Below are 25,141 nucleotides of genomic sequence, written 5' to 3'. Positions count from 1 at the left end.
TTTGATAAAATCCCAACATAAAAATCACTAAAAAGGTTATCATTATGAGAGGCTATAAAATTTTCTCAGGAACGGCTAATATTGAGCTTTCAAAGAAAATTTCGCAATATCTTTCACTTCCTCTTAGCGAGGCAAGTATAAAAAGATTTAGCGATGGAGAGATCAGTGTGCAAATCGGCGAGAGCGTGCGCGGAAAAGATGTTTTTGTCATTCAGCCAACATGTGCACCGACAAATACAAATTTAATGGAACTACTTATCTTAACTGACGCTTTAAGACGTAGTAGTGCAAGCTCTATAACAGCGATTGTGCCGTATTTTGGCTACGCTAGACAAGATAGAAAAGCAGCTCCTAGAGTGCCGATCACTGCAAAACTAGTGGCAAACATGATGCAAACAGCAGGTATCGATAGAGTCGTCACTATGGATCTTCATGCAGGACAAATTCAAGGATTTTTTGATATTCCGGTTGATAACCTTTATGGAAGTATCATTTTTAATGACTACGTAAGAGCTAAAAATTTACCAAATCCAATCGTTGCAAGCCCTGATGTAGGTGGCGTGGCTCGTGCTAGAGCCTTAGCTAAAAATCTAAATCTTGACATGGTTATCGTAGATAAACGCCGCGAAAAAGCAAATGAAAGCGAAGTGATGAATATAATCGGTGACGTAAATGGTAAAGATGTGATTTTAGTCGATGATATGATCGATACCGCTGGTACGATCGTAAAGGCAGCTGAAATTTTTAAAGAGCGTGGTGCAACTAGCGTTATGGCATTTTGTACGCATCCAGTCCTTAGTGGACCAGCTTACGATAGGCTAAGACTAGGCTTTTTAGATGAGCTAGTGGTAACAGATACGATCCCTCTAGCTGAGGAGCTTTCTTGTATAAAAGTGCTAAGTGCAGCTTCTTTATTTGGCGAAGTGATACGCCGTGTATATCACAATGAAAGCGTAAATAGCTTATTTTAATTAATCTTGGCTTTTGTTTTGAGTGTTTCAGGCAAAAGCCAAATCTTCTTTATCTATTGTTTTTAGAATTACTTGATTAAAATTTTAACTCTGATAAATCAAAATTTATAGCAAAAAGATAGCCTCTATTTATAGCTGGAATTTTTAAAATTCTAGCCTTCTCCTTAAAAATTTTTGGCATTATGGTTTTACAAAATGGAGTTACTAGAAGGTAAGTATCTGCGTATCCGACAGCAATCTTGCCGCTTAGCACCACGCTTGTTTGCTTTGCTAAATTTGCACTTAGCTCATCTTTTTGAGCTTTGCTTAGAAGCACGTTTAGCTCTTTTGCCGCCATATCGACACCTCGTATCGCATTACTATCATTTTTTATGATAAAAATTTCATCACTTATTTTTGTGATATTTGGCATTAAAATTTGTCTATCGGCTTCTAAAAACTCAAAGCTCTTTTGTACGCCACTAAAATATCTATCCAAAAATGGCTCACTAAAATTTAGCCTCATGAAGCTTCTTTTAAACTCGCCTTTTAAATTTGTCTCATCGATAAAATAGTGTAAATTTCTCTCGTCAAGATAGCTTTGAAGCTCTTTTTTGCGTAAATTTAAAAGCGGCCTAACTAGCCAAAAGTACTTTCTCTTTTCAAGCTCGCTCATACCAAAGAGCTCTTTTAGTCCAGCACCCTTGCTAAGCTGCATCAAAAACCACTCAAATTTATCGTCAAATTGATGAGCTAAGATCAAATTTTTGTAGCTAAATTTTTGACAAATCTTGCCAAAAAACTCATATCTTACCTCGCGCGCATTTTTTTCAAAATTTGAATTATCTAAAAAAACGCTTTTTGTATAAATTTTTTTACCAAATTTATCTGCGAGCTCTTTTGCGCTTTTTATCTCGTTTTTACTTTGCTCTCGAACATTGTAATCAACCATCGCTAGATCAAATTTGATCCCAGACTCTTCTAAAATGTAAAAAAGTGCGGTGCTGTCTATGCCGTGCGAGAATGCAAGCAGGTTTGCACCTGAGCTTAGCTTTTCTCGCACATTTTGGCTTATCATTTTGCTTTTTTGATGATTTTAGCGATCAGTTTTTGATCGACCACATCGTTTACTTCACAAAGATAGAGTGAGCCGATCTCAAGCTCTTTTACATCGCTCTCGTTTATTAGAATTTCGCCGTCTATATCTTTATCCCAGATATCTTTTTTGGCTGCGTAAAACATCTCGCCCTCGCTACTTTCGCCCTCAAGAGAAGCATAAATTTGCTTGCCAAGCTCTTTTTGAAGGCTCTCATTTATCGATTTTTTGGTGATCTTTTCTATCTTGTTTAGTCTTTTTGAGATGATCTTAGCTGGGATTTGCTCCATTTCAAAAGATGCCGTATCTTCTTCTTTTGAGTAGGCAAAGGCTGAAATTCTATCAAATTTAAATTCTTCTAAAAATTTACAAAGCTCATCAAAATCCTCCTCGCTCTCGCCTGGATGACCCACGATGACACCAGTTCGTAAGAATGAATTCTCGGCATTTCTCATCAAATTTAAAAGCTCTTTGATCTTTTTAGCGCCACTTCCACGCTTCATTATCTTTAGCATATCTTCGCTGATGTGTTGGATCGGCATGTCAAAGTAGTTGTGAAAGACAGGCGAGGCGACGATACGCTCAATTAGCTCCTTGCTGGTCGTACTTGGGTAGAGGTAGAGTATCCTAGCACTTCTTACGCCCTTTATCTTTTCTATCTCGTCTATTAAATTTATTAGCCCGTCGCTAATGCCCTGATCGCGCATATATGAGCTTGAGTCTTGTGATAAAAAGCTAAAGTCGTAGTAGCCTTTTTTGACTAAATTTTTGACCTCATTTACGATGTTTTCAAGAGAGCGTGATTTTAGCTTGCCTTTAAAAGTTGGAATGGCACAAAAGCTGCATTTTTGGTTACAGCCCTCTGAAATTTTGATGTAGGCGTGGTAGTTTGAGCCAGTTATCACACGCTCTTCATTTGCTTGTAGATAAGTTTGTGGGCTAAATAAATTTTGCTTTTTTAAGATGATCTCATCGATCTTGTCATAGTCAGCCACACCGGTAAAGAGATCGACCTCTGGTAGCTCTTTCATAAGCTCATCTTTATATCGCTGCATAAGACAGCCAGTTACTACTAGCAAAGAGCCATTTTTACGAGCTTCATGCATCTCAAGTATGGTTTGTATGCTCTCTTCTTTAGCAGATTTTATAAAGCCACAGGTATTTACGATGATAACGTCAGCGTCGCTGATATCATCCGTGATATCGTAGTTTTGCAGTCTACCAAGCATTATTTCTGAATCAACTAAATTTTTGTTACAGCCAAGTGAAATTAAGTGAAGTTTTGGCATTTTTAGATCCAGATGTTGTCTATTAGTCTAGTTTTGCCGACATAAGCTGCTACTAAAATGATGGTGTTATTTTTTTCTATTTTGGAAATTTCATTTAAATTTCTATCCGTAATGGCGACATAATCAACCTTTAATGGCTCTAACACTTCAAGCATCTTTGTTTTGATCTCACTTGTGTCTTCCTCGCCGTTTTGGATCAAATTTTGTGCTTTATTTAGCGATCTTGAAAGCCTTAGAGCATTACATTTATCTTCGTCGCAGATATAGACATTTCTACTTGAAAGTGCAAGTCCGTCCGGCTCTCTAACGATATCGCAAGCCACTAGGCTGGTATTAAGAAAAAATGTCTTTATCATGTTTTGCACGATGATTAATTGTTGTGTATCTTTTTTGCCCATGTAAACGCTATTTGCACGAGTTATGCGAAATAGCTTGTTTAGCACCCTTAAGACGCCATCAAAGTGGCCTGGCCTAGTTTTGCCCTCTAAGATGGCTGAAAATTTCTTTGGAGCGACGATTAGAGGCTCATCTTCAAAGTAAAGCTCACCAGCATCTGGAATAAAAATAGCGCTAACGGCATTTTGCTCACAAATTTTAATGTCGCTTTGCTCTTTTCTTGGGTATTTGTCCAGATCTTCGCCTGGTAAAAATTGAGTTGGATTAACGAATGTTGAGACGATACTTATCTCATTTTCGCTCACGCATTTTTTGATAAGGCTAACGTGTCCGTTATGAAGCGCGCCCATGGTCGGCACAAAACCGATCTTTGCGCTTGTGCTAGAGACGAAATTTTCAAGTTCTTTTATAGTTCTTATGATTTGCATTTTGACTCTTTTTATTTGAAATTTTAACTTGGCATTGTAACAAAAAAGGATTAAAAGGGCGTAAATTTAAAAATGTAAGCAACTTTTGGCTAAAATCGGCAAAAATTTTTGGAGAAAAACTTGGATAGTTACGAATACAACGAGCTTTTAAAGAAGCTACAAACAAAAGTTGAAAACATAGGCTCTATCGTAAAGCCTGAAGAGATCAAGGCTAGACTAAAAGAGATCGAGGCCATAGAGCAAGACCCTGACTTTTGGCAGGATATCGCAAGAGCTGGGGCACTAAATAAAGAAAAAACTAAAATTTCAAACATGCTTGCAAAATTTAATGATGCTAATCAGGCAGTAAGTGACGCAAAGGAGCTCTTTGAGCTAGCAAATTCTGAAAATGACGAAGAGACTATAAATTCTCTTTTTGATGACGCTAAAAATTTAGATGAAAAGATAGTAAATCTTGAAATTTCTATGCTTTTAAGTGGCGAAGATGATGGCAAAAACGCGATTGTATCGATCCACCCTGGAGCTGGTGGCACTGAGAGTAACGACTGGGCGAGCATGCTTTATAGGATGTATCTTAGATTTTGCGAGCGCGAGGGCTTTAAGGTCGAGACTCTTGACTTTCAAGAGGGTGAAGAGGCGGGGCTAAAGGACGTGAGCTTTATCGTAAAAGGTGAAAATGCTTATGGCTACTTCAAGGCAGAAAATGGCATCCACAGGCTCGTTCGCACAAGTCCATTTGATAGTGCAGGGCGCCGTCATACGAGCTTTTCAAGTGTCATGGTAAGCCCTGAAATAGATGATGACATAGAGATCGAGATCGAAGAGAAAGATCTAAAGATAGACACTTATAGAGCCAGTGGTGCAGGCGGTCAGCACGTAAATAAAACTGAATCAGCCATCCGCATCACGCATATACCAACTGGCATCGTCGTGCAGTGCCAAAACGACCGCAGTCAGCACAAAAACAGAGCTACAGCGATGAAAATGCTAAAGTCTCGTCTTTACGAGCTTGAGCTGATGAAACAACAAGAAGCTAGTAACAGCGTAGAAAAAAGCGAAATCGGCTGGGGTCATCAGATAAGATCATACGTACTCTTCCCGTATCAGCAGGTAAAAGATAACCGCAGTGGCGAGGCATACTCACAAACTGACGCGATACTTGATGGGGATATCAAAAAGATGATAGAGGGCGTCTTGATCGCTCAAAAGGCTGAGGCGTAATAAATTTATAAAAAGAGATGAGAGCTAAAATTTCATCTCTTTTAGCTTTGTGCAAGCCTCTTCTTTGCCTTTAAAGCAAGCCTCATCAAGATAAATTCTCGCTTTCTTATAGTCATTTTTGCCTAGATAGATAAGCCCTAGATCGTAGCTGGCCTCGCTTGAGCCAAGACTTACAGCTTTTTCATAAAAATATATCGCTTTTTCTAAATTTTTATTGACCCCAAGGCCGTACTCGTAGATATATCCAGCGCTTCTTAGTCCGTCTATGTTTCCGTATCTGCCAGCTGTCTCAAACCAAAAAAGTGCCCTTAAGATATCCTTGCTAAAGCCTTTGCCGTCACGAAAACAAACGCCAGTTTGCTGCATGGCTAGGACATTGCCATCTTTTGCGTAGTCGTAAAATCTCTTGCAAGCTTTTTGGTAGTTGCCCTCGTTATATAGATAGATGGCGTCTGCTATCTGCTCTACTTCAGGATCAAGTGGTGGCTCGCTAAGACCAAAATTTTGTGAAATTTGATCTAACGAACATCCCCAAAATAGCAAAACACTAAACACAAAAATGATAAATTTTTTCATATTTGTCCTTGAAAATTTAGGCGATTTTATCCAATTTTATCTTATAATGCCCGCAAATTTTAAGCAAAAGGAACGATATGGATCATAATGCACTTTTAATCCAGCTTGGCTATAACGTCAATGAAACGACCACTGCTCAAATGTGTAGAATTTTAAACAATACTGATGGTCTTTTGCCAAAGAGTATAATTGAACTAAACGATCATTTAAAGCCGCACCTTTGTTTTGTGGCGATGAGTGGAAGTGAAGATAGACTAAAGATAAAAAATGTAGCTACCGTTAATGAAATAAAAGAGCGAGTTGATGAGATTATAAAAAACTGGGCTAATAAATATAAAATGGAGCTAAAAAAGATAAATGAAACAACTTACTATGTAATGGGAAAGATAAGGGACTGAAAATGAAATATGATATTGTAATTATTGGTTTTGGAAAAGCTGGCAAAACGCTAGCGGTTAAAGCTGCCGCACTTGGCAAAAAAGTAGCTCTTGTAGAGAGATCGCCAAAGATGTATGGAGGCACTTGCATAAATGTTGGCTGCATACCAACCAAACGTCTAATAACAGCCGCTAAAGAGGCAAAATTTGTAAATAATAGCGTTGAAAGCGAATATTACACACTTAGTGTGGAAAATAAAAATAAACTAATTTCAGCTTTGAATGCTAAAAACTATGCAATGCTAAATGATAAAGAAAATATCGATGTGATCGATGGTGTTGGCTCATTTGCTAGTGAAAATAGCGTTCTTGTAACAACGCCAAGTGGTGAGAAAAAGATAATAGAGGGCGACTTTATCATCATAAATAGTGGCTCAAAAGAGGCAGATACTCCTTTTGAGGTTGTAAGCTCAAATGTATTTTTAAGCCAAACTTTGCTTGATCTAAAAAATTTACCAAAGCATTTTGTCATTATCGGTAGCGGTTTTATCGGTATAGAGTTTGCATCAATGTTTGCAAATTTTGGCTCAAAAGTGACTATCGTAGGGCGTTCAAAACTACTTAAAAACGAAGATGATGATATAGCTAATAGCGTAAAAGAGGCTCTTAGGGTACAAGGCGTTGAAATTTTAGAGGGTTGCGAGATAGAGTGCATTAAAGAAAATATATTAAATTTCAAGCAAAATGGCGAGCAAAGATGCCTTAGAGCTGATGCATTTTTGATTGCGCTTGGCAGAGTGGCAAATGTAGATGATTTAAATTTAAAAGCTGCTGGAATTGAGCTAAATGAAAAAGGCTTTATAAAGACAAATGAAAACCTTCAAACAAATGTGCCAAACATCTATGCGGTAGGCGACGTGCGCGGTGGAGAGCTTTTTACCTACACGAGCTTGGATGATTTTAGGATAGTTTATTCACAAATTTTTGGTGATAAAAAGAGAAATACTAAAAATAGAAGCATTCATGCAAATGTGCTGTTCACCGACACTCCACTAGCAAGAGTTGGAATGAACGCCAAAGAAGCAAGTAAATTTGGGCTAAATTTTAAAGAGCTAAAGCTTAGTATGGCAACAGTGCCAGGCGCAAAAGTGCTAAATCACGATGTAGGTATGTTAAAAGCTATCGTTGATGCACAAAGCGGCGAAATTTTAGGTGCTAGCTTTCACTGCATCTATGCAAATGAGCTGATAAATGAAATCGCAATTGCTATGAATTTAAAAGCAAATGCAAATTTCTTTAAAAATCAAATTTTCACTCATCCAAGTATCAGTGAAGCACTAAATGACTTATTTGGACAATTTTAAAAGGAAAAGAATGAAAAAATATTTATTGCTTTTATCGGCTTTATTTTTCACTGGCTGCTTAAATGTGATTGGTGTAGGACAAAAACAAGATGATTCGTGGCAGCAACCAAAGGATGAAAAAATAGTGCAAAATAAAGAGCAAATTTCAAGAAATGCGATCGAAATTTTAATACCAAAATGCGAAGAAGGCGATGCGGAAGCTTGCAACGATTTGGGTGTAAATTACGAGCTTTTAAAAGAATATGAAAATGCTTTAACAAATTATAAAAAAGCTTGCGATGCTAAGGTGCAAGTCGGTTGTGCAAATTTGGGCACTCTTTATGAGCTTGGACTTGGAGTTAAAAAAAATCCAAAAAAGGCAATTTCGATTTATAAAGAAAGTTGCAATGGCGGAGGCATGCAAGCTTGCTATCATTTAGGCAATGCTTATAGAAAAGGTGAGATCGTTAAGCAAGATTATTACTTAGCAATGCAAGCTTATACAAATGCATGCAATGCTGGCGATTTGCCAAGTTGTGCTAATATCGGAGCGATGTATGAGCTTGGTCTTGGTGTCAATAAAGACGAAAAAAGGGCTTATGGAATTTATAAAGTCGCTTGCTTTCGTGGGCTAAGCAAGGCATGCCCGCAGATGAAAAGACTAGGCACAAAGCTAGGAATGTAAGTGAAAAAGGTCTTAAATTTTGGTCTTATTTTGGCTATGGGCTTTATGCTTAGTGGTTGCTGGTCGTGGCAAAAGATGGTAAGCTTTGGCTTTTGGCAAAGTGATGAAGAGGCGAGGGCAGAGCGTCTTGAGCTTGAAAAAGAGAAGATGGTGCAAAACTGCGAGAGCGGAAATAGCATCGACTGCAACAATTTAGCCGTAAATTTTAGCAACGAAAAGGACTTTGTAAAAGCAAAAGGCTACTACGAAAAGGCTTGCAATGCTGGTCTTGCGACGGCTTGTTCTAATTTGGGTCAAATTTATGAGCAAGGGCTGATTGATGAGCAAAAAGATATGGAAAAAGCTCTAAAACTTTATAAACTAGCTTGTGATAGCGGTGATGGCGTTGGCTGCTATAACGAAGCAATGGGGCTAAAATCCTACATCGAAAGCGAAAATTTAAAGACTCATAAGATAGATAGAACTAAGGCTGAGGCTAGAGTGCTAAGGCTTTTGGCAAAGAGCTGCGAGCTTGAATACGCTCAGTCGTGCTTTTTGCTTGCAAAGCTAAGCGGCGATGAAGCAAAGGCAAATGCACTTTACAAAAGAGCTTGCCAGCTTGGTAAGTGCGTGGATAAAAGCAAGGAATAAACTTGCTTTTTAACTCATATGCCTTTGTATTTGTATTTTTGCCGCTTGTATTTTTTGTATATTTTTTTCTGAATAAAAAGAGACTAAGTACTCTTGCAAAAGCTTTTTTGGTGAGTGCTAGTATATTTTTCTATGCTTATTGGAGCGTTTATTATCTGCCCGATTTTGCTGGGAAGTATTGTTTTTAACTTTTTTGTTTCAAAATTTTTAGCAAAATATAAAAACAAAGCTATTTTGATTCTTGGCATAGTTTGCAATCTTGCTTTGCTTGGATATTTCAAATATGCTGATTTTTTAATATCAAATTTAAATGCTGTTGCAAGTACAAATTTAACTTTACTTCATATCGCTTTGCCGCTTGCGCTTAGTTTTGTTACATTTCAGCAAATAGCATATCTAGTGGATAGTTATAACGAGCAGACAAAAGAGAATAGTTTTTTAAATTACTGTCTTTTTATAACATTTTTCCCACAGCTTATTGCTGGTCCGATAGTTCATCACAAGGAGATGATGCCGCAGTTTGCAAATAAATTTAATCTTATAAAAAACTATAAATTTATAGCTCTTGGGCTTTTTGTTTTTAGTATGGGACTATTTAAGAAGAGCGTGGTTGCTGATACTTTTTCGATCTTTGCAAATGCTGGATTTGATGTGGAGAGAAATTTGACTTTTCTGCAAGCATGGGTGACATCGCTTTCATATACCTTTCAGCTTTATTTTGATTTTAGCGGTTATTGTGATATGGCGATAGGTCTTGCGTTGCTTTTTAACATAAGACTTCCTATAAATTTTTAACTCTCCGTATAAGGCTTTAAATATTCAGGATTTTTGGCACAGGTGGCACATTACATTGTCGCGTTTTCTAAGAGACTATATCTATATCCCACTCGGAGGCAATAGAAAAGGTCAATATCGTACCTATATAAATTTGTTTTTAGTGTTTTTGATAGGCGGTCTTTGGCATGGGGCTGCTTGGACATTTGTTGTTTGGGGTGCTTTACATGGTGTTGCTATTGTTGGCAAAAGTTAAATTTTAAATTAAATAAAATCATTGCTTGGATCATCACCTTTAACTTTGTAAATTTTACATGGATATTTTTTAGGGCAAAAAGCTTTAAAGATGCCATGAAAGTGATCCGAGGGATGTTTTTTGGTGAGCTTAAAATAGACGTTAATTATCTTGAGATATTTTTTATCGTTTTAGCTTTTTTGGTTGTTTTACTTTTTAAAAACTCTATGCAAATGGCATTTGATAAGAAATTTAAATTTACTATCTGGCAAATTTTTGTAACATCTTTCTTTTTATTTATATCAATCTTAGTAATTAGGCTTAATAATGCGAGTGAATTTTTATACTTTAGATTTTAAGAAAAAAATATTTCTATGCCTATCTTTGGTAGTATTTGCTATGGTTGGGCTTGATGTTGTACTTTATGTTTTTGTAGAAAGTAGAACAAGTAAGAAAAATTTCGTTGATAATAAAATTTCAAAAGCGGAGCACTTTAAGCTAAATAGCGAAAAGCAAAAGGATATCGTTTTTGTTGGAAGCAGTAGGACGTTTAATCATATTTCAACAAACATTTTTAAAGAAAATAATATTGGTATTTATAATTTTGGCGTTTCTGGAAATTCTATAGGTGACTATCCTTTTATTGTAAATGCTATTAAAAAAGTTGGTACAAAAGAGATTGTTATTAGTATAAGAGTTAGCGATCTTTTTAAAGATTATATTGAGAGAGATGTCAAAATTTATACCACTGATGAACTAATGGCAAATTTTGGCACAAATAAGATAACGTTTTTAAAAACACTGCCAGATTATTTAGCAGGCTTGCATTTGTTTTTAAGATACTCTGAAGCTATCTATAATAGAGTAATTATGACTTATGGTAAATTTACACCAAAGACTGCAACCAATGTAAATAATTTTAGTGTAGAAAATTTCTTTAATATTGAAGCAAATAGTGATTGCGAGCTAATTAACACAAGTGAAGTAAATTCAAATTTTACAAAAGACAAAAAGATTATTGTTGCAAAATGTAGCAATGGTGATAATATACTTTTTGCAAATACAATACCGAGAGAGAATTATGGCAAGGTTATTGAATTAAAAGAGCTGAATTTAAACACATTAAAATACATGCAAAATTATATAATAGATCCACTGGTTAAAAACGGCATGAAAGTAATTATTTTACTTGAACCAATGTTTGATGGAATGAGACTTCAATATAGTATAAATGAAATAATATCAGCCATCAAAAATGCCAAAATTGTTGATCTTACAAATTTAAAATTTGGCGATGAAGAATTATCTGATTGGGAACATTTAAACTATCTTGGCAGAAAAAGATATAGTGAGTTTTTGGTTGAACTTTATCTTAACGGTGAACTTTAATTTCTTACTTCAACCCAAAAACTTTTATATTAAAAGTAGTATGGATTTTATCCTTTTCGCCTTTCATGACGATAGGAAATTCTGTCTTTACGATACTGTCATAGCTACTAAGCGCATCTAAAAAGTCATAAAATTTTTGTGGTGTCCTTAGAGAGCTAGTTACATTTAGGCGAAATCTAAAAAATTTCTCACTAGCGTTATTATCACTTTCTTCTATTTTACTAAGGCTTACTTCACTGAAAAATTTAGAGGCAAAATCTATAAATTTATCTTTATCAAATTTATTCTCAAAAGCTGAAATGATAGCTCCATCTTTTTGTTTGGTTGCTTCAAGGACTTTAAATTTAGCTTCAAATTCATTTTTTACTTTTGTATAAGATGAGGTCTGTGAATAATTTTGTCTAGTTAGGCTTTTAAATTCTTTTATATTTGGCACGATAAAACCAAATATCATAATGAAACAAACTACGATAAAAGCAAATATAAAAAGTAAAAGCTTGACAGGATCTATTTTTTCTAAGCTCGTATCTTTTTTACTCATTATATCCCTCAGAATTATCAATTTTATTTGTACTTATAAATCCATACCAGCCGTTTTTGCTTTGATAAAAGCTGGTATTTGAAGTCGTAAAAATAGATCTTAAAGGCGAAGCTAGAAGCTGATTAAATACATCTTTTGTCGGCGTTATACCACGAATGATGAGTGAGTTTTTATCCATAAAAACCTCTTCGAGCGTTATACTGTCAGGCACTAGATCAAAAAGATTGTGCAAGCTTTGCTTGAGAATAGAATTTGATGTGAAAATATCATTTGCAGATTCTATTTGTACACCTAGTTTAGATGAAATTTCATCTGTTGTGACTATTTTTTGACTAAGTTCTTTTTGCTCATTTGATAAAAAATTTATATTTTTTTCAATTGAATAGTTTTTGTAAAGTATAAAGAAATTTGTTGCCAAAAGAGCTACAAACACAAAGCTTATAAGGCTTAGCCAAATTTTGCTAAAGATAGATATAAGTGGTCTTGGTTCCGGAGCAATAAAGCTAAATCTCATAATATTATCTCTTCTTGCATGATTTCATTCATAATATGATTTGTATTCACTGGATACACAGAAGTCTCCACTAAAAGCTCAGATTGCAGATATTGTAAAAAGGTTGCACTTGTTTTTGTATTTTCAAAAACAATGATTTGTTCAATAAAATCGCCGCCGTAGAGAGGATTTTCGTAAAATTCTTTTACAGCCTTTACGATGTAATCAAACATCTTCATGTCATACCCAAAAATAGCAACCGATTTTTCTACATTTGTAGAAACTGGCATATTTAGTTCATAGTTTAGATCTTCAAATTCTTTTGGCTTATCATCACTTAAAAAATCGTCTAAACTTTTAAAATCATCAAGTGATGTTGCGTCATTTTCTTCTTTAATTATTAAGTTATCAATATCTGTTATATCTTCTTCTTTTAGGCTTTCAGCTTCCCGGTTGGTTTCTTCAATGCCAGACATATTTAAAAAAGTAGATAACTTCATTTGTTTATCTTTAAAGATCGCAAGCGTAAACGAATGTGCATGGATATAAAGATAAAGTGTAGTTTTTGGAGAAATTCCGCGTTTTAAAAGCTCGTGAAAGAGTAGGGCAATAGGTGAGTAGATGAGATCTACACTATCTTGTCCAAATAAATTTTTATATTTTTTTATAGCATTTAAATTTGCATAAATACTCCAGCTATCCTGCATGATAAGGCTTGTAAGATTTTTAGTATTTATATTAAATTTTTTATATTCATCAAAGCTAGTGCTAGGAAGCGCGCCTTGCGAGTCATCATTAAAAAAAACTGAAACATATACACCAAAATATGCTTTTTCTTGTTCTTCTATATATTTTATGATTTTTTCATCGATATTATCGATATTTATATCTGTAAATTTAGCGTTTATAGTTTTTAAAAGTTTGCCATTTCTAAAGACCTGACCGAAGAATATGCACTCATTGCCCTCCAACACGACGCTTAAAAAAAGGTTAGAAAAAAGCTTTTTAACGCTAAAAGACATAAATCTCCTAAATTTAGTGCATAATTTTCGTTATGGTAGCTAAAAAGGGATTAAATAAGTTTAAAACAGCTCGTTTTTAAGCTTAACGAAAATCTCTTTTGTATTTAAAGCTTCATTTTTTAGCTCATTATCAAGTAGGACCGAGTTTTTAAGGTCGTCAAAATCCTCTATCATCACATCACACATCATCTTAATGCGCTCACTATCAGCCTTGCTGACGCTACTTTGGCTCATTTTTTTGATACGCTCAAGATACTCTTTGCCATTTTTTATGTATGAGCTAAATTTGATAGCAGCCTTGCTTTGATTTAGCACAGTATTTGCCATTTTGTTATAAATATCTATATCAAGTGCTTTTTGGCTTAAATTTAAAGCCTTTTCATATTCTTTGTTTTCGTATAAAAATTTTGCTTCAAGAGCGAGTTTATAGGAGTTATCACTATAAAAAAATAGTCCGAATAAAACAATTAGAAAGATGGCTATAAAAATAGATAGTTTATTTTTCATAAATTTCATCCAAAATTTCTTTTATCTCGTCGCTTATTTGCGGATTTTTATGAGCATACTTTTTCCACCAAATCTTTAAATTTGCTCTAAAGTCCTCTTTGTTTTGCAAAATGCTCTTTCCGCCATCATTTTGTGAGGCTTGCCAAAGCTCATTTTGTATCTTTTCTTTTGCCTCTTTTTGCTCTAAATTTGCCACGCTAAATGGGGCTGAGAGGCTAAAATTTATAGTTGAAAATGGCTTAGGAAGTATCATCTTATCCCAGCTTTTAAACTCCCAAAACGATCTTGCTTCGTAATTTAGAGCATAAATTTCACAAGATGACTTTTGTGCGATCACCGCAGCTCCGTCTGCTACGCTGTGTCTTGGACCGCGTGGGCCATCTGGCGTGATGATGACGTCGTGACCTTGCTTTATCTCTCTTAGGGCTTCTATAAGCGCCCTTGCACCGCCTTTTGAGCTGCTGCCTCTAATGGTACCGATGCCAAAAAATTTGATTATTCTAGTGATTAGCTCGCCATCTTTGTGGTCGCTTATTATCACCTTGCCTTGTTTTCTGTTTTGGCTACTCCACCAGCGTCTGTAAGCAAAGCTCATAAAGCTAAGCCTGCCGTGCCAAAAGACTACGACGCAGCCATTTTGTGGTAAGAAATTTGGAGTGTAGCTCTTTTTGCAGGTTAAAAAAATGAGCCACATTAAAATATAGATGAAAAAGACGCCAACATTTAGGGCGAGCTTTTCAAATGTATTTTTAAATTTGCAGCTCGCCATACAAAACCATTCGTTTTGGGTTTGTGATCTTGATTTTTTGTGTAGTGCCAAGAAGCTCTTCGCTGCCATCAACTTGAACTAAAAAGTTGTTAAAACTTCGCCCAGCAACGCCGCCATTTGCTCTTAGCTCTTCAAAATATACATCAAAAATTTTATCTTTTTGTGCCGCCACGATCTCGTCTAAAATTTCATTGTGGCGATTTTGTAGGCGAGTAAGCCTTTCTGAAGCGGTTTTATCATCTATTTGATTTGTGAAAGTAGCTGCCTTTGTAAGCGGACGAGGCGAATACTTAAAGCTAAAAATTTGCTCAAATCTAACTTGCTCAAGCACATCCATCGTATCTTCAAATTCACTATCGCTCTCGCCTGGAAATGCGACGATGATATCAGTTGATATGCTAACATCAGGACACATCTTTCTAAGTCTTAACGCACGGTCTAAAAACCACTCTTTTGTGTATCCGCGCTTCATCTCGCGTAAAACTTTGGTATTTCCGCTTTGAAGTGGCATGTGCATAGACTTACAAATTTTAGGGTTGTTAGTGAAAATTTCTAGAAATTTATCATCCATGTGAAGTGGGTGCGGGCTTGTAAATCTTATCCTCTCAACGCCCTCTATCTCGCTTATCTTTACTAAAAGATCGCTAAAATCGATATTTTCTTGCATGCCTGAAAATCTTTTGCCATAGTTATTGACATTTTGCCCTAGCAAAAATATCTCTTTTGCACCGCTTTTTGCGGCCTTTTCTACCTCTTTTAAGATGAGACCTGAAGGGATAGAAATTTCATCGCCTCTGGTGTGTGGTACGATGCAATAGGTGCACTTTTTATCGCAGCCGATAGAGATGTTGATATGACTTTTATATGGCGAGCCTCTAAATTCGCCAAATGCATATTCACTCTCGTCGTGGTTGATGTCGGTTGAGATAAATTTAGGCGTATTTACAGCTTTTGTGATCTTGCTGACGTTTCTTGCACCAAGGACAAAGTCAACATAAGGTGCGCGCTTAAAAATTTCGCTACCTAAATGGCTTGCAGTACAGCCACAAACGCCTATTTTGGCACCTCTTTTTTTAGCTTTTTCAAAGGCTCCGACCTCGCTAAAGAGCTTATGAACTGGCTTTTCACGAACCGAGCAAGTATTTATAAGGATTAAATCAGCTTCTTCTATATTTTGTGTTAGGGAGTAGTCTTCTTTTTGTGAGAGCTCAGCTATGATATGCTCGCTGTCACGAACATTCATAGCACAGCCTAGAGTTTGGATAAAGAGTTTTTTACTCATTAAAGTATATGCACTTCATACATGTAGTCGCTATCATCAAGTCCGTATTTTACGGTTCTGTGATAAACGCTTAGCCCTTTTTCTTCAAAATGCTCGACTAAGGCGATTAGTTGTTTGTGTGTGTTTTCTTTATCAAAATAGAAAATTTTCTGACCCTCTTTTTCGACAGCTGCCTCTATTTTTTCTAGTGAAATCGTTTTTGGTTTTGCGTCTAATTCAGCTCTTGCAAGTTTTAGCTCCATTTTTAATCCTTTCAAAATCTTAAATTTTAATCGGTCAATATATCCAAAACATCATAAAAAAAGGATTAAATAAAAGTTAATAATAAGCTTAAAGTTATTAAAAGTATGGCTTATGTATAATTTCAAAACTTCACGAAAAATCCCCGAAATTTATCGTTACAATGGAGAAAAAATGGAAAGAATTTCAGATATCATCGAGTCAATTGCAAATGAGAAAAATTTAGAGATAGAAGATGTAAAAGAGCGTGTTATAAGAGCCTTGATAAATACTGCAAAAAGAGTTTATGGCGAAAATTATGAGTATGACGTGAGCATCGATGCAAATAAAAATTTAAAGCTTTATCAAAAAATTTCAATCGTAGCAAACGACGATGAGAGGCTTGAAGAGGACAATGAGCACTTTTTAAGCTTAAAAGAGGCTAAAAAGATAGATAGTGGCGTAGAGATCGGTGATGAGCTTACTTACGAGCTAAGTCTTGATAACCTTGGTAGAACCGCAGCCCAAACACTTCACAAGGAGCTTGAGTATCACATCCAGCGCCTAGTTGAAGAGAAAATTTTACAAAAATATAATGAAATGAGCGGTCACATGGTCTTTGGACCAGTTGTTAGAGTCGATAATGACGAAAACACTTTTATTGAGATAGATGAGCTTCGTGCTATATTGCCACGTAAAAACCGCATAAAAGGCGAGAAATTTAAAGTTGGCGACGTTGTAAAGGCGGTCATTAGAAAAGTTTTTACAGATAAAAATTTAGGCATAAAGGTCGAGCTTTCAAGGACTTCGCCAAAATTTCTTGAAGCACTGCTAACTTCAGAAGTGCCTGAGATAAAAGATGGTGGCATCATCATTCAAGGAAGTGCGAGAATTCCTGGCGAAAGGGCTAAAGTAGCACTCATCTCAACCACTCCAAACATCGATCCAGTTGGTGCAACGGTCGGCACAAAGGGCGTTAGGATAAATGCCGTAAGCAAAGAGCTTCATGGTGAGAGTATCGATGCGATCGAATACACCACTGAGCCAGCGATCTTGGTGGCTCGCGCTATGGCACCTGCGATCATCACATCTGTAAAGATCGAAGAAAATAAGGCGATCGTGACACTTGCAAGCGAACAAAAGAGTAAGGCGATCGGCAAAAACGGCATAAATATCCGCCTAGCAAGCATGCTAACTGGCTATGAGATCGAGCTAAATGAGCTTGGCTCAAAAACTAGTAGCAATGCAAAAAATAATGAGCCAATCAAAGACTTAAAAGCACTTTTTGGTGATAACTAATGAAATTTCAAATAAGAAAAGCGACTATTGACGATATAGACGTGATATGCGAGCTTGTAAGAGAGCTTGCAAGCTATGAGAATTTAAGTGATCAAGTCACTTTTACAAATGAAATTTTTGCAGACTCTATCTTTAATAAAAATCATGCAAAGGCCCTTATCTGCGAGAGTAAGGGCAGGGCTATTGGCTATGCTATCTATTTTTACACATTTTCTACATTTTTAGGGCTTGGCGGGATCTATCTTGAGGACATTTACGTCAAAAAAGAGTTTAGAAATCAAGGCATCGGTAAGGCATTTTTTAAATTTTTAGCTCAAATTTGCAAGGATGAAAATTTAAAAAGGCTTGAGTGGTGCTGCCTAAACTGGAATGAGCCAAGCATTAAATTTTATGAAAGCATGGGTGCTACAAATCAATCTCTTGAGTGGAGAAACTACCGCTTGGACGGCGAAAATTTAGAAAAACTTTTAAATTTATAGTTTGTTTTTAAATAAAAAGCTCAAATTTGCTTTGAAATTTGAGCTTGTGGGTGATTAAAATTTATATGTATATCCCAAATAAAGACCTACATTTGTCTCTTTTATTTTTGCATTATCATATTTTGCTATGGAGCTATATTTAGTTCTATCAGCTTTTACACCAAACTCAACTGCATTGTTTTCATTAATAGAGTATTCAGCACCAATTCTTGCACCTAGTATCCAGCCATTTGTATTAGCTTTTTCCGAGCCATCATGAGTGTCAAATACATCCATTTTAAGCTTTGAGTAGCCAGTGTAGCCACCAAGAACTAGTTTTATGTCCTTTGTTAACTCTGGTGTATAGTCTGCGCCCACTATAAATTTATGTGTACTCCATTTTATTACTGTGCCATCTTCATCGCCAAGTGATTTCTTTGCTTGAAAGTCGTAAATGTAAGTCCCATAAACTCTAAAACTATCAAAATCATAGCCAGCTTTTAGTCCGATACCTGGTTGAGCTTTTTTGACTTTTGTTGTGTCATTATCGCTTTTTGCTGTTAATTTTGAATTAAAAGAGTAATCTCCTTCGATTCCAATAAACGCTCCTTGTGCTAAAGCAGTGGCGCTAGCCAGACTTAAGCCTAAAGCAACTTTTAAAACTACATTTTTCATTTTTACTCCTTATTTAAAAAATGTTTGACTGGTATTCTAAATTTTATTGTATTAAATAAAGTTTAAATATTCAATTAAATATATAAAAAACATAAAATAATTCAATTGTTTTCTTATCAGAATAAAATTTATAAAATCACTCGAAAAAAGGAGTGTAAAGTGGCTAAGATGACAAAACGTGATATGGCTTATCATTTAGACGTTGATGTCGCAACGCTTTACAACTGGCGAAAACACAAGCCAAACCTTTATCGTATTGTGATGCTTGGATTTAAATTTGATGAGCTTATAGAGCAGAGCAAAAAGACTTGTAATGAGCTTTGCGAATATGAAAATTTAATCAATCAAGACATAGAAAAATTTAGTAAATAATCATTTAAAAATTGTAATCTCTTTTATAATAGCAAGAGTTAGAAAATTCAAAATTTCTAAGATATTTTTAGCTAGATATTTTAGGTGAAAAAATTTGAGCTCAAAGCAAGCGCTTTAAGCTCAGTTAAATTTACTCGTTTAGGATAGAAAGAAGTTCTTTATTGTCTTTTGTTTTTAACATTTTTGCGTATAAGAATTTAAGTGCTTCGACATCGTCCATTGTGGCGATCGCAGAGCGGATAGCCCAAATTTTTTGAAGTTCGTCAGGTTTTTGAAGTAGCTCTTCTTTTCTGGTACCTGATTTTAGCACGTTGATAGCTGGGTAAATTCTGCGGTCTGAGATATTGCGGTCAAGCACGATCTCGCTGTTTCCAGTACCTTTAAACTCTTCAAATATCACTTCGTCCATGCGTGAACCAGTGTCGATTAGCGCGGTTGCGATGATGGTTAGTGAGCCGCCATGTTCGATGTTTCTAGCAGCGCCAAAGAAACGTTTTGGCTTGTGAAGTGCGTTTGCATCCACGCCACCAGTTAGTACCTTGCCGCTTGGTGGGGTTACTGTGTTGTAGGCGCGGGCTAGACGGGTTATGCTATCAAGCAATATAATGACGTCTTTGCCCATCTCAACTAGACGTTTTGCCTTTTCTATGACAAGCTCTGCTACGCGGACATGATTAAGCGCTGGCAGGTCAAATGTCGAGCTAAAAACCTCACCTTTTACGCAGCGCTGCATATCGGTAACTTCTTCTGGTCTCTCATCGACTAGAAGCACCATTAACTGGGCTTCTGGGTGATTTTTAGCGATGCCGTGAGCTAACTCTTTCATAAGCTCAGTTTTACCGCTTCTTGGAGGTGCGACGATGAGACCACGCTGACCCTTACCAATAGGCGTGAAAAGGTCAAGTACGCGGCCCGTTAGCTTCATCGGATCATACTCTAAATTTAGCTTTTCGGTTGGGAAAAGCGGGGTTAGGTTGTCAAATAATGGCCTCTCTTTTGCATCTGCTAGAGGCATGTAGTTTACGGCCTCTATCTTTAAAAGGGCGTAGTATTTTTCCTGATCTTTTGGCTCTCTTACTTGGCCGGTGATGATGTCGCCCACACGAAGTGCAAATTTACGGATCTGCGAGTTTGAAACATAAGCGTCGTTTGAGCTGTCGCTTAAATTTGCATCAACAGCCCTTAAAAAGCCGTAGCCTTCGTTTGTTATCTCTAAAATTCCAGTAAAAAGTATAAATCCGCCTTGTTTTGTCTGGGTTTTTAGTATCTCAAATATCAAATCCTGCCTGCGAAATTCGCGTGGATTTTCGACACCAACGCCATTTGCGATCTGCACTAGCTCATCTAAACTAAGCGTTCTTAGCTCTTCGATTTTATGTCCGTCTACTGGTATGTGTGTTCTTGATGCTTGATGTTTTTTTGTAGTTTTTGTGTTTTGAGCAGCACTTTGCTCGGTTTGGTTATTTTCCATATTTCCTCTTTAAATGCGGGGATAATTTTGCAGAATTTCTAGGTTTCAAAAAGAAGTTTTTGAAAGTTTTGGCATTTTATAAAAATAAAACTTTGTTGTCAAGAAATGGCATAAAATAAAATTTTTGCTCAAAAATGGTTGATTTGCTATAATCTCGCCATTTTATAACGATAACAAAAGAAGAAATTTGTGCCTATTTTTGTAGTTTGCCTACCATAAATTTATATGGTGCGTAATAGGCATGCGATGCAACAATATTGGTAAAAATTTTAGATAAAAGAAAGTAAAAATGCCACAAAGTAGATGTGCTCATTGTAGATTAAAATTTGATGAAAGCGTGATGATCTCAAATGAAAGCGGGCTTAAATTTTGCTGCGCTGGCTGCAAAGGCGTTTATGAAATTTTAAATGAAAATGGGCTTAGTGAGTTTTATGAACGTCTTGGTAAAAATACACTCACGCCAGCAAGCAACGGTGCAAATATCAAAAATTTAGCGGCAAATTTTAGCGAGCTTGTGACAAAAGAGGGCGACTTTAGTCAAATTTCATTTTTAATCGATGGTATCACTTGCTCAGCTTGCATATGGCTACTTGAAAAGGCACTTTTTAACTTGCCTGGCGTCTTGGAGGTAAATATCAACTCGCTTAATCAAAAGGCGGTCATTGTTTTTGATGAGCAAGAGCTTTTGGTAGAGCAAATAATTGAAAAAATTTATACCGTTGGTTATGTCCCAAAACCCTATGTCACGAGTCAAAAAGAGGACGAGCTAGCTAAGAAAAGAAGAAAATTTTACACAAAAGCGCTAGTTGGTATCTTTGCTACGATGAACATTATGTGGCTAGCCATTGCTCAGTATAGTGGGTATTTTAGTGGCATAAGAGGCGATATAAAAGATATTTTAAGCTTTGCGCAGTTTGCATTAGCAACGCCTGTGCTTTTTTATACTGGTAGCGAGTTTTTCAAAGGAGCAAAGATAGCCATAAAAAACGCTTCGCCAAATATGGATTTACTCGTTATCACCGGAGCTAGCATAACATATATCTACTCGATTTATGCGATGTTTACGAGGAGTGGCGAGAGCTATTTTGACTCGGTTGCGATGATCATCACCTTTGTTTTTGTCGGTAAATTTTTAGAAATATTGGGCAAGAAAAAGGCGCTTGAGACTTCAAATTTCTTAAATGATATGCTGCTTGCAAAGGTATGCATTTTAGAGGATGGCAAGGATGTTTTAAAAGAGCCAAGAGATGTAAATTTGGGCGAAAAGATCGTGCTAAGATCAGGCGAAAGAGCGCTACTTGATGGAGTAGTGCTTAGTGGCGAGGCAAGCGTGGATAGCTCAAGCCTAACTGGAGAGAGCCTGCCTGTGACCTTGGGAGTGGGGCAAGAGGTGAAAAGTGGCATCATTTGCCAAAATGGACAAATCATCTATGAAGCAAAGGAAATTTTTAAAAATTCTTATCTAAATCAGCTTATAAATTTGCTCCAAACTGCAGAGCTAAAAAAGCCAAATATCGAGCTAGTAGTCAATAAAATCGCTTCTAAATTTTCTCTTAGCGTGCTGACGTTAGCATTTTTTACATTTTGGTTTTGGTACTTTAAATTTGGCTTTTCAGAAGCCATTGTCACGGCTGTTAGCGTCATCGTGATCGCTTGCCCTTGTGCGCTTGCGCTTGCCACGCCAGTTAGTAGCGTTTGCGCCCTTGGTGTGGCTTTTAAAAATAGAGTGCTTTTTAAGGAGGCTAAATTTTTTGAAAGCCTTGCAAAGTGCGATGTAGCGGTATTTGATAAGACTGGCACGCTCACAAAGGCGGAATTTGAAGTTAGTGATTTTTTCATAAAAGAGAGCATAAACTTAGATGAAATTTATTCGCTAGCTCTTATATCAAATCATCAAATAAGCGTGGCAGTGGCTAAATTTCTAAAGCAAAAAGGCGCAAGGAAAATAGAGCTTAAAAATACAAATTTAAGCGTAGCAAAGGGTGTTGAGGCTGAAATTTCAGGTAAAAAATTTTATGCAGGAAGCAAACGATTTTTAGTTGAAAATGGTATTAGTTTTGATGAAGCTGAAGAAAATGTGAGCTTTTTTGTGGGACTTAATGGTGAGCTAGTGGCGAAATTTTACCTAAAAGATAGTATAAAACCTGAAGCAAAGACCTTGATAGACGAGCTAAAGAATGCCAATATGAAAGTGTGTATCTTAAGTGGCGACGTGCAAAAAGTGGTAAAAAATGTGGCAGATGAGCTTGGCGTGAGTGAGTTTAGAGCAGAGATGTTGCCTGAAACGAAAGCTAAATTTATAAGCAAACTAAAAGAGCAGGGCAAAAAGGTTCTAATGGTAGGAGATGGCATAAATGACGCAGCAGCGCTTAGCCTTGCTCATGTTGCCATTTGTATGGGAAGTGGGGCGGCGATAAGCTTAGAAAGAAGCGATGTAGTGCTACTTGATGATAGTTTAAAAAGTCTAGCAAAGGCCATAAAAATCTCAAAATTTACTTACAAAACGATAAAGCAAAATTTGCTCTTTTGTCTTCTTTATAATGTTCTTGCTCTGCCATTTGCTGTGTGTGGCTATGTCATTCCGCTATTTGCTGCACTTTTTATGTCACTTAGCTCGCTAAGTGTTATCTTAAACTCGCTTTATATTGCTAGAAAATTTAAGGAAAAATAATGGATAGCGCAACACTTGCGATGCTAGTTTTTATCTCAGTTTTGATGGGAGCATTTTTGCTTTTTGGCGTGATTTGGGGGATAAAAAATAAGCAATTTGAGGACTACCGAAAATTTTTGGACGGAGCAAATTTAGACGATGAAGATGCGCTAAATGAAGCTTATGAGTTAGAGCTTCGCAAAAAAGAAGCTCTAAAAAAAAGAGCAAAATCTAATAAAGATAAAATTTAGCTCTCAATCGTTGGCTCGCCAAAGAGCCTATTTGCCTCTTTTAGTATTCCTTGTTCTCTTTGCCTTTGAAGCTCTTCTGGCGTTTTTGGCTCTTTATTTAGCATCAAAGAAAAGTTATTTTTCTCGTTTTGTAGCTCGCTTTTTATCTCGATTTTTGACTCATTTTTAGTTTCAATGTTATTTGCATTTAGTCTTGAAATTTCCTCATCAAGCTCGTCTAATTCGCTTTTTTCATTATTTTCTAAAGAGGCTTTAGGCATCTTAGTTTGTGCTTTTTGCTCATCGCTCTTTGCATTTACTATCTTCGCATTTTGTCCAAAAAGCGTACGCAATATCTCATTTAAAATTTTCCAATTTTTCTTAAAATATTCAAGATTTTCATCTTTTGCATTTACTATCAGTCCAAGCTCATTATTATTAAAGAAGCTAAATTCTACAAATTCTTTAAAAAACTCGCCAAGATCGTAATTTCTATCATAAATTTTTGTTAAAAAGAGTTCATATGGACCTTGCATTTTAGCAGGAGCTGCTTGGCTTTTTTGAGTGATGACTTCTGTGATTTGAGTGGAATTTTCGCTATTTTTTGAGATCACTTCATTTATAGCGTCATCGATATCTTGTAAATTTAGCGCTTCTATCATCATAAAAAGCATTAGCATTAGTACAAAGCCATTGTCGCTACTTACATTTAGCATACCTTTAGCTTGTGCCAAAATCCTAAAAAATCTCTCATAAACAAGTAGAGAAATTTTTGAGTCATTTTCTATAAATTTTTGCTTTAAATTTGCCAAAATTTCATCTATTATCATCTCTGGATCGTAGCTTTCAAGTTCGCTTACAAGCACTCTAATGGCATTCTTGTCGTGATTTAAAACATGAGCTATTATCTCTTCGATCTTTTCTGGATCAAGAAGTCCTAACATCGATGCTACGCCATTTGCCGTGACATTATTTGCCCCGTAAATGATAGCTTGATCAAGAAGTGTCAAAGTATCTCTTAACGATCCTCCGCCACTTCTTGCTAAAATTTCAAGTGCCTCTTTTTCGTAGCTAATGCCTTCTTTGCTTAAAATAAACTCAAGATGTTTAATGATGCTGTATCTGCTTATTTGCTTAAACCTAAAATGCTGCGTTCTTGAAAGCACAGTTGTTGGAAGTTTTAATGGATCAGTCGTCGCTAGGATAAATTTTACATAGCTTGGTGGCTCTTCAAGCGTTTTTAAAAGAGCGTTAAATGCCTCTTTGGTTAGCATATGCACTTCGTCAATTATAAAAATTTTATATCTTGCCATTGCTGGAGCATATTTTGTTTGCTCTATCAGCTCTCTTATGTCATCTATCTTTCTGTGGCTAGCAGCGTCCATTTCGATGATGTCCATATGCCTTGACTCATTTGCCATGATGCATTGTGGGCATACTTCACATGGCTTTGAAGTAGGTCCTTTTTCGCATACTAGAGCTTTTGAAAATATCCTGGCACTTGAAGTTTTTCCACTGCCTCTAAGCCCAGAAAATAGATATGCGTGGCTTATGCGACCCTCGTCAAGTGCATGTATTAGGCTTTTGCTAACTGCTTCTTGACCTATGAGCTCGTCAAAATTTTTAGGGCGATATTTTAAAGCTAGTGCTTGCAATGCGGTATCCTTTTTATAAAGTTCAAGGATTTTATAAAAAAAGGCATAAATTTATGATTATTTATCCTTTTCATATAGTTAAAATTTTCGATCTTTTAGATTGCTTTTA

General features: G+C 36.2%; 26 protein-coding genes and 1 pseudogene. 13 read left to right on the top strand and 14 right to left on the bottom strand.

What is annotated here, in order from left to right; all coding sequences use genetic code 11:
• Positions 1-44: 44 nt before the first annotated feature.
• A complete protein-coding gene (locus CVS93_RS02355) occupies positions 45-971 on the top strand; it encodes a ribose-phosphate pyrophosphokinase (protein WP_107686428.1) in 927 nt (308 codons plus the stop codon).
• A 76-nt stretch (positions 972-1,047) separates the two neighbouring features.
• Here CVS93_RS02355 and tilS read toward each other — a convergent pair whose 3' ends face one another.
• From tilS to panC, 3 genes are read right to left on the bottom strand one after another with little or no spacing between them, the layout of a single operon-like run.
• Positions 1,048-2,028, bottom strand: a complete 981-nt coding sequence (gene tilS / locus CVS93_RS02350) for a tRNA lysidine(34) synthetase TilS (RefSeq protein WP_087579996.1) — start codon at positions 2,026-2,028, stop codon at positions 1,048-1,050.
• Complete coding sequence (gene rimO, locus CVS93_RS02345) at positions 2,025-3,335, bottom strand: 30S ribosomal protein S12 methylthiotransferase RimO (protein ID WP_107686427.1); 1,311 nt, start codon at positions 3,333-3,335, stop codon at positions 2,025-2,027. Before rimO ends, tilS begins: the two co-directional genes overlap by 4 nt.
• A gap of 2 nt (positions 3,336-3,337) precedes the next feature.
• Entirely contained in the window at positions 3,338-4,159 is an 822-nt protein-coding gene (panC, locus tag CVS93_RS02340; RefSeq protein WP_107686426.1) for a pantoate--beta-alanine ligase, read from the bottom strand.
• Between the two features lie 120 nt (positions 4,160-4,279).
• Between panC and prfB the strand changes: the two genes are divergently transcribed.
• A complete protein-coding gene (gene prfB, locus CVS93_RS02335) occupies positions 4,280-5,380 on the top strand; it encodes a peptide chain release factor 2 (protein ID WP_107686425.1) in 1,101 nt (366 codons plus the stop codon).
• A gap of 24 nt (positions 5,381-5,404) precedes the next feature.
• Here prfB and CVS93_RS02330 read toward each other — a convergent pair whose 3' ends face one another.
• Entirely contained in the window at positions 5,405-5,956 is a 552-nt protein-coding gene (locus CVS93_RS02330) for a tetratricopeptide repeat protein (protein ID WP_107686424.1), read from the bottom strand.
• 77 nt (positions 5,957-6,033) lie between these two features.
• Between CVS93_RS02330 and CVS93_RS02320 the strand changes: the two genes are divergently transcribed.
• The 6 genes and pseudogenes from CVS93_RS02320 (at position 6,034) to CVS93_RS02290 (ending at position 11,389) form a co-directional block, all read left to right on the top strand.
• Positions 6,034-6,354 carry a hypothetical protein gene (locus CVS93_RS02320; protein WP_021090811.1) on the top strand — a complete coding sequence of 107 codons (321 nt, stop codon included), beginning with the start codon at positions 6,034-6,036 and terminating at the stop codon, positions 6,352-6,354.
• 2 nt (positions 6,355-6,356) lie between these two features.
• Positions 6,357-7,697 carry a dihydrolipoyl dehydrogenase family protein gene (locus CVS93_RS02315; RefSeq protein WP_107686423.1) on the top strand — a complete coding sequence of 447 codons (1,341 nt, stop codon included), beginning with the start codon at positions 6,357-6,359 and terminating at the stop codon, positions 7,695-7,697.
• Positions 7,698-7,707: 10 nt separating this feature from the next.
• Positions 7,708-8,361 carry a tetratricopeptide repeat protein gene (locus tag CVS93_RS02310; protein WP_103600093.1) on the top strand — a complete coding sequence of 218 codons (654 nt, stop codon included), beginning with the start codon at positions 7,708-7,710 and terminating at the stop codon, positions 8,359-8,361.
• Positions 8,362-8,991 carry a tetratricopeptide repeat protein gene (locus CVS93_RS02305; protein ID WP_107686422.1) on the top strand — a complete coding sequence of 210 codons (630 nt, stop codon included), beginning with the start codon at positions 8,362-8,364 and terminating at the stop codon, positions 8,989-8,991.
• A gap of 2 nt (positions 8,992-8,993) precedes the next feature.
• A pseudogene (locus CVS93_RS09905) lies at positions 8,994-10,359 on the top strand (MBOAT family O-acyltransferase).
• On the top strand, positions 10,328-11,389 hold the full coding sequence (locus tag CVS93_RS02290) for a hypothetical protein (RefSeq protein WP_107686420.1): 1,062 nt from the start codon (positions 10,328-10,330) through the stop codon (positions 11,387-11,389). The pseudogene CVS93_RS09905 and the gene CVS93_RS02290 overlap by 32 nt, the downstream one beginning before the upstream one ends.
• 4 nt (positions 11,390-11,393) lie before the next feature.
• On the opposite strand, the gene CVS93_RS02285 is transcribed toward CVS93_RS02290, so the two are convergent.
• The 7 genes from CVS93_RS02285 to CVS93_RS02255 are packed head-to-tail and all read right to left on the bottom strand — an operon-like array spanning position 11,394 to position 16,245.
• On the bottom strand, positions 11,394-11,930 hold the full coding sequence (locus CVS93_RS02285; protein WP_107686419.1) for a hypothetical protein: 537 nt from the start codon (positions 11,928-11,930) through the stop codon (positions 11,394-11,396).
• Positions 11,923-12,444 (bottom strand): hypothetical protein, encoded by a 522-nt coding sequence (locus CVS93_RS02280; protein ID WP_107686418.1) that lies wholly within the window; start codon positions 12,442-12,444, stop codon positions 11,923-11,925. Before CVS93_RS02280 ends, CVS93_RS02285 begins: the two co-directional genes overlap by 8 nt.
• Positions 12,441-13,445 (bottom strand): hypothetical protein, encoded by a 1,005-nt coding sequence (locus CVS93_RS02275; protein ID WP_107686417.1) that lies wholly within the window; start codon positions 13,443-13,445, stop codon positions 12,441-12,443. Before CVS93_RS02275 ends, CVS93_RS02280 begins: the two co-directional genes overlap by 4 nt.
• A gap of 60 nt (positions 13,446-13,505) precedes the next feature.
• A complete protein-coding gene (locus CVS93_RS02270) occupies positions 13,506-13,952 on the bottom strand; it encodes a hypothetical protein (RefSeq protein WP_107686571.1) in 447 nt (148 codons plus the stop codon).
• On the bottom strand, positions 13,942-14,721 hold the full coding sequence (locus CVS93_RS02265; protein ID WP_107686416.1) for a lysophospholipid acyltransferase family protein: 780 nt from the start codon (positions 14,719-14,721) through the stop codon (positions 13,942-13,944). The genes CVS93_RS02270 and CVS93_RS02265 overlap by 11 nt, the downstream gene beginning before the upstream one ends.
• On the bottom strand, positions 14,702-16,003 hold the full coding sequence (gene miaB, locus CVS93_RS02260) for a tRNA (N6-isopentenyl adenosine(37)-C2)-methylthiotransferase MiaB (protein WP_107686415.1): 1,302 nt from the start codon (positions 16,001-16,003) through the stop codon (positions 14,702-14,704). The genes CVS93_RS02265 and miaB overlap by 20 nt, the downstream gene beginning before the upstream one ends.
• On the bottom strand, positions 16,003-16,245 hold the full coding sequence (locus CVS93_RS02255) for an HP0268 family nuclease (RefSeq protein ID WP_002941786.1): 243 nt from the start codon (positions 16,243-16,245) through the stop codon (positions 16,003-16,005). The genes miaB and CVS93_RS02255 overlap by 1 nt, the downstream gene beginning before the upstream one ends.
• Positions 16,246-16,417: 172 nt before the next feature.
• On the opposite strand from CVS93_RS02255, the gene nusA reads away from it, so the two are divergent.
• Both nusA and CVS93_RS02245 read left to right on the top strand, forming a co-directional pair.
• Positions 16,418-17,521, top strand: coding sequence for a transcription termination factor NusA (gene nusA / locus CVS93_RS02250; protein ID WP_107686414.1), 1,104 nt, complete (start codon positions 16,418-16,420; stop codon positions 17,519-17,521).
• Positions 17,521-18,000, top strand: coding sequence for a GNAT family N-acetyltransferase (locus tag CVS93_RS02245; RefSeq protein ID WP_107686413.1), 480 nt, complete (start codon positions 17,521-17,523; stop codon positions 17,998-18,000). Before nusA ends, CVS93_RS02245 begins: the two co-directional genes overlap by 1 nt.
• A gap of 54 nt (positions 18,001-18,054) precedes the next feature.
• Here CVS93_RS02245 and CVS93_RS02240 read toward each other — a convergent pair whose 3' ends face one another.
• The gene (locus CVS93_RS02240) at positions 18,055-18,654 is read right to left on the bottom strand and encodes an outer membrane beta-barrel protein (protein ID WP_107686412.1); all 600 of its coding nucleotides are present in this window, start codon (positions 18,652-18,654) and stop codon (positions 18,055-18,057) included.
• Between the two features lie 159 nt (positions 18,655-18,813).
• Between CVS93_RS02240 and CVS93_RS02235 the strand changes: the two genes are divergently transcribed.
• The gene (locus CVS93_RS02235; protein ID WP_002941953.1) at positions 18,814-19,026 is read left to right on the top strand and encodes a transcriptional regulator; all 213 of its coding nucleotides are present in this window, start codon (positions 18,814-18,816) and stop codon (positions 19,024-19,026) included.
• 130 nt (positions 19,027-19,156) lie between these two features.
• On the opposite strand, the gene rho is transcribed toward CVS93_RS02235, so the two are convergent.
• Positions 19,157-20,497 (bottom strand): transcription termination factor Rho, encoded by a 1,341-nt coding sequence (gene rho, locus CVS93_RS02230; protein WP_107686411.1) that lies wholly within the window; start codon positions 20,495-20,497, stop codon positions 19,157-19,159.
• A gap of 289 nt (positions 20,498-20,786) precedes the next feature.
• Between rho and CVS93_RS02225 the strand changes: the two genes are divergently transcribed.
• Together CVS93_RS02225 and ccoS are read left to right on the top strand one after the other, a co-directional pair.
• Complete coding sequence (locus CVS93_RS02225) at positions 20,787-23,168, top strand: heavy metal translocating P-type ATPase (RefSeq protein ID WP_107686410.1); 2,382 nt, start codon at positions 20,787-20,789, stop codon at positions 23,166-23,168.
• On the top strand, positions 23,168-23,398 hold the full coding sequence (gene ccoS / locus CVS93_RS02220) for a cbb3-type cytochrome oxidase assembly protein CcoS (protein WP_107686409.1): 231 nt from the start codon (positions 23,168-23,170) through the stop codon (positions 23,396-23,398). The genes CVS93_RS02225 and ccoS overlap by 1 nt, the downstream gene beginning before the upstream one ends.
• On the opposite strand, the gene CVS93_RS02215 is transcribed toward ccoS, so the two are convergent.
• The gene (locus CVS93_RS02215) at positions 23,395-25,032 is read right to left on the bottom strand and encodes a DNA polymerase III subunit gamma/tau (RefSeq protein ID WP_107686408.1); all 1,638 of its coding nucleotides are present in this window, start codon (positions 25,030-25,032) and stop codon (positions 23,395-23,397) included. The two genes, ccoS and CVS93_RS02215, sit on opposite strands and share 4 nt — an antisense overlap.
• Positions 25,033-25,141 lie beyond the last annotated feature (109 nt).

This window comes from Campylobacter concisus (assembly GCF_003048535.1).
GTDB lineage: Bacteria > Campylobacterota > Campylobacteria > Campylobacterales > Campylobacteraceae > Campylobacter_A > Campylobacter_A concisus_S.
The sequence above is the reverse complement of the archived record's forward strand: the minus strand, read 5'-3'. Positions and strand labels throughout refer to the sequence as shown.

What these genes read in the sequence shown, in the direction of transcription:
- CVS93_RS02355 (WP_107686428.1), top strand. Translation starts at nt 45, where the DNA reads ATGAGAGGCTATAAAATTTTCTCAGGAACGGCTAATATTGAGCTTTCA.
- nusA (WP_107686414.1), top strand. Translation starts at nt 16,418, where the DNA reads ATGGAAAGAATTTCAGATATCATCGAGTCAATTGCAAATGAGAAAAAT.
- CVS93_RS02315 (WP_107686423.1), top strand. Translation starts at nt 6,357, where the DNA reads ATGAAATATGATATTGTAATTATTGGTTTTGGAAAAGCTGGCAAAACG.
- CVS93_RS02240 (WP_107686412.1), bottom strand. Translation starts at nt 18,654, where the DNA reads ATGAAAAATGTAGTTTTAAAAGTTGCTTTAGGCTTAAGTCTGGCTAGC.
- CVS93_RS02270 (WP_107686571.1), bottom strand. Translation starts at nt 13,952, where the DNA reads ATGAAAAATAAACTATCTATTTTTATAGCCATCTTTCTAATTGTTTTA.
- CVS93_RS02275 (WP_107686417.1), bottom strand. Translation starts at nt 13,445, where the DNA reads ATGTCTTTTAGCGTTAAAAAGCTTTTTTCTAACCTTTTTTTAAGCGTC.
- rho (WP_107686411.1), bottom strand. Translation starts at nt 20,497, where the DNA reads ATGGAAAATAACCAAACCGAGCAAAGTGCTGCTCAAAACACAAAAACT.
- CVS93_RS02310 (WP_103600093.1), top strand. Translation starts at nt 7,708, where the DNA reads ATGAAAAAATATTTATTGCTTTTATCGGCTTTATTTTTCACTGGCTGC.
- rimO (WP_107686427.1), bottom strand. Translation starts at nt 3,335, where the DNA reads ATGCCAAAACTTCACTTAATTTCACTTGGCTGTAACAAAAATTTAGTT.
- CVS93_RS02245 (WP_107686413.1), top strand. Translation starts at nt 17,521, where the DNA reads ATGAAATTTCAAATAAGAAAAGCGACTATTGACGATATAGACGTGATA.
- CVS93_RS02320 (WP_021090811.1), top strand. Translation starts at nt 6,034, where the DNA reads ATGGATCATAATGCACTTTTAATCCAGCTTGGCTATAACGTCAATGAA.
- ccoS (WP_107686409.1), top strand. Translation starts at nt 23,168, where the DNA reads ATGGATAGCGCAACACTTGCGATGCTAGTTTTTATCTCAGTTTTGATG.
- CVS93_RS02330 (WP_107686424.1), bottom strand. Translation starts at nt 5,956, where the DNA reads ATGAAAAAATTTATCATTTTTGTGTTTAGTGTTTTGCTATTTTGGGGA.
- CVS93_RS02290 (WP_107686420.1), top strand. Translation starts at nt 10,328, where the DNA reads ATGCGAGTGAATTTTTATACTTTAGATTTTAAGAAAAAAATATTTCTA.
- CVS93_RS02255 (WP_002941786.1), bottom strand. Translation starts at nt 16,245, where the DNA reads ATGGAGCTAAAACTTGCAAGAGCTGAATTAGACGCAAAACCAAAAACG.
- panC (WP_107686426.1), bottom strand. Translation starts at nt 4,159, where the DNA reads ATGCAAATCATAAGAACTATAAAAGAACTTGAAAATTTCGTCTCTAGC.
- miaB (WP_107686415.1), bottom strand. Translation starts at nt 16,003, where the DNA reads ATGAGTAAAAAACTCTTTATCCAAACTCTAGGCTGTGCTATGAATGTT.
- tilS (WP_087579996.1), bottom strand. Translation starts at nt 2,028, where the DNA reads ATGATAAGCCAAAATGTGCGAGAAAAGCTAAGCTCAGGTGCAAACCTG.
- CVS93_RS02225 (WP_107686410.1), top strand. Translation starts at nt 20,787, where the DNA reads ATGCCACAAAGTAGATGTGCTCATTGTAGATTAAAATTTGATGAAAGC.
- CVS93_RS02285 (WP_107686419.1), bottom strand. Translation starts at nt 11,930, where the DNA reads ATGAGTAAAAAAGATACGAGCTTAGAAAAAATAGATCCTGTCAAGCTT.
- CVS93_RS02265 (WP_107686416.1), bottom strand. Translation starts at nt 14,721, where the DNA reads ATGGCGAGCTGCAAATTTAAAAATACATTTGAAAAGCTCGCCCTAAAT.
- CVS93_RS02280 (WP_107686418.1), bottom strand. Translation starts at nt 12,444, where the DNA reads ATGAGATTTAGCTTTATTGCTCCGGAACCAAGACCACTTATATCTATC.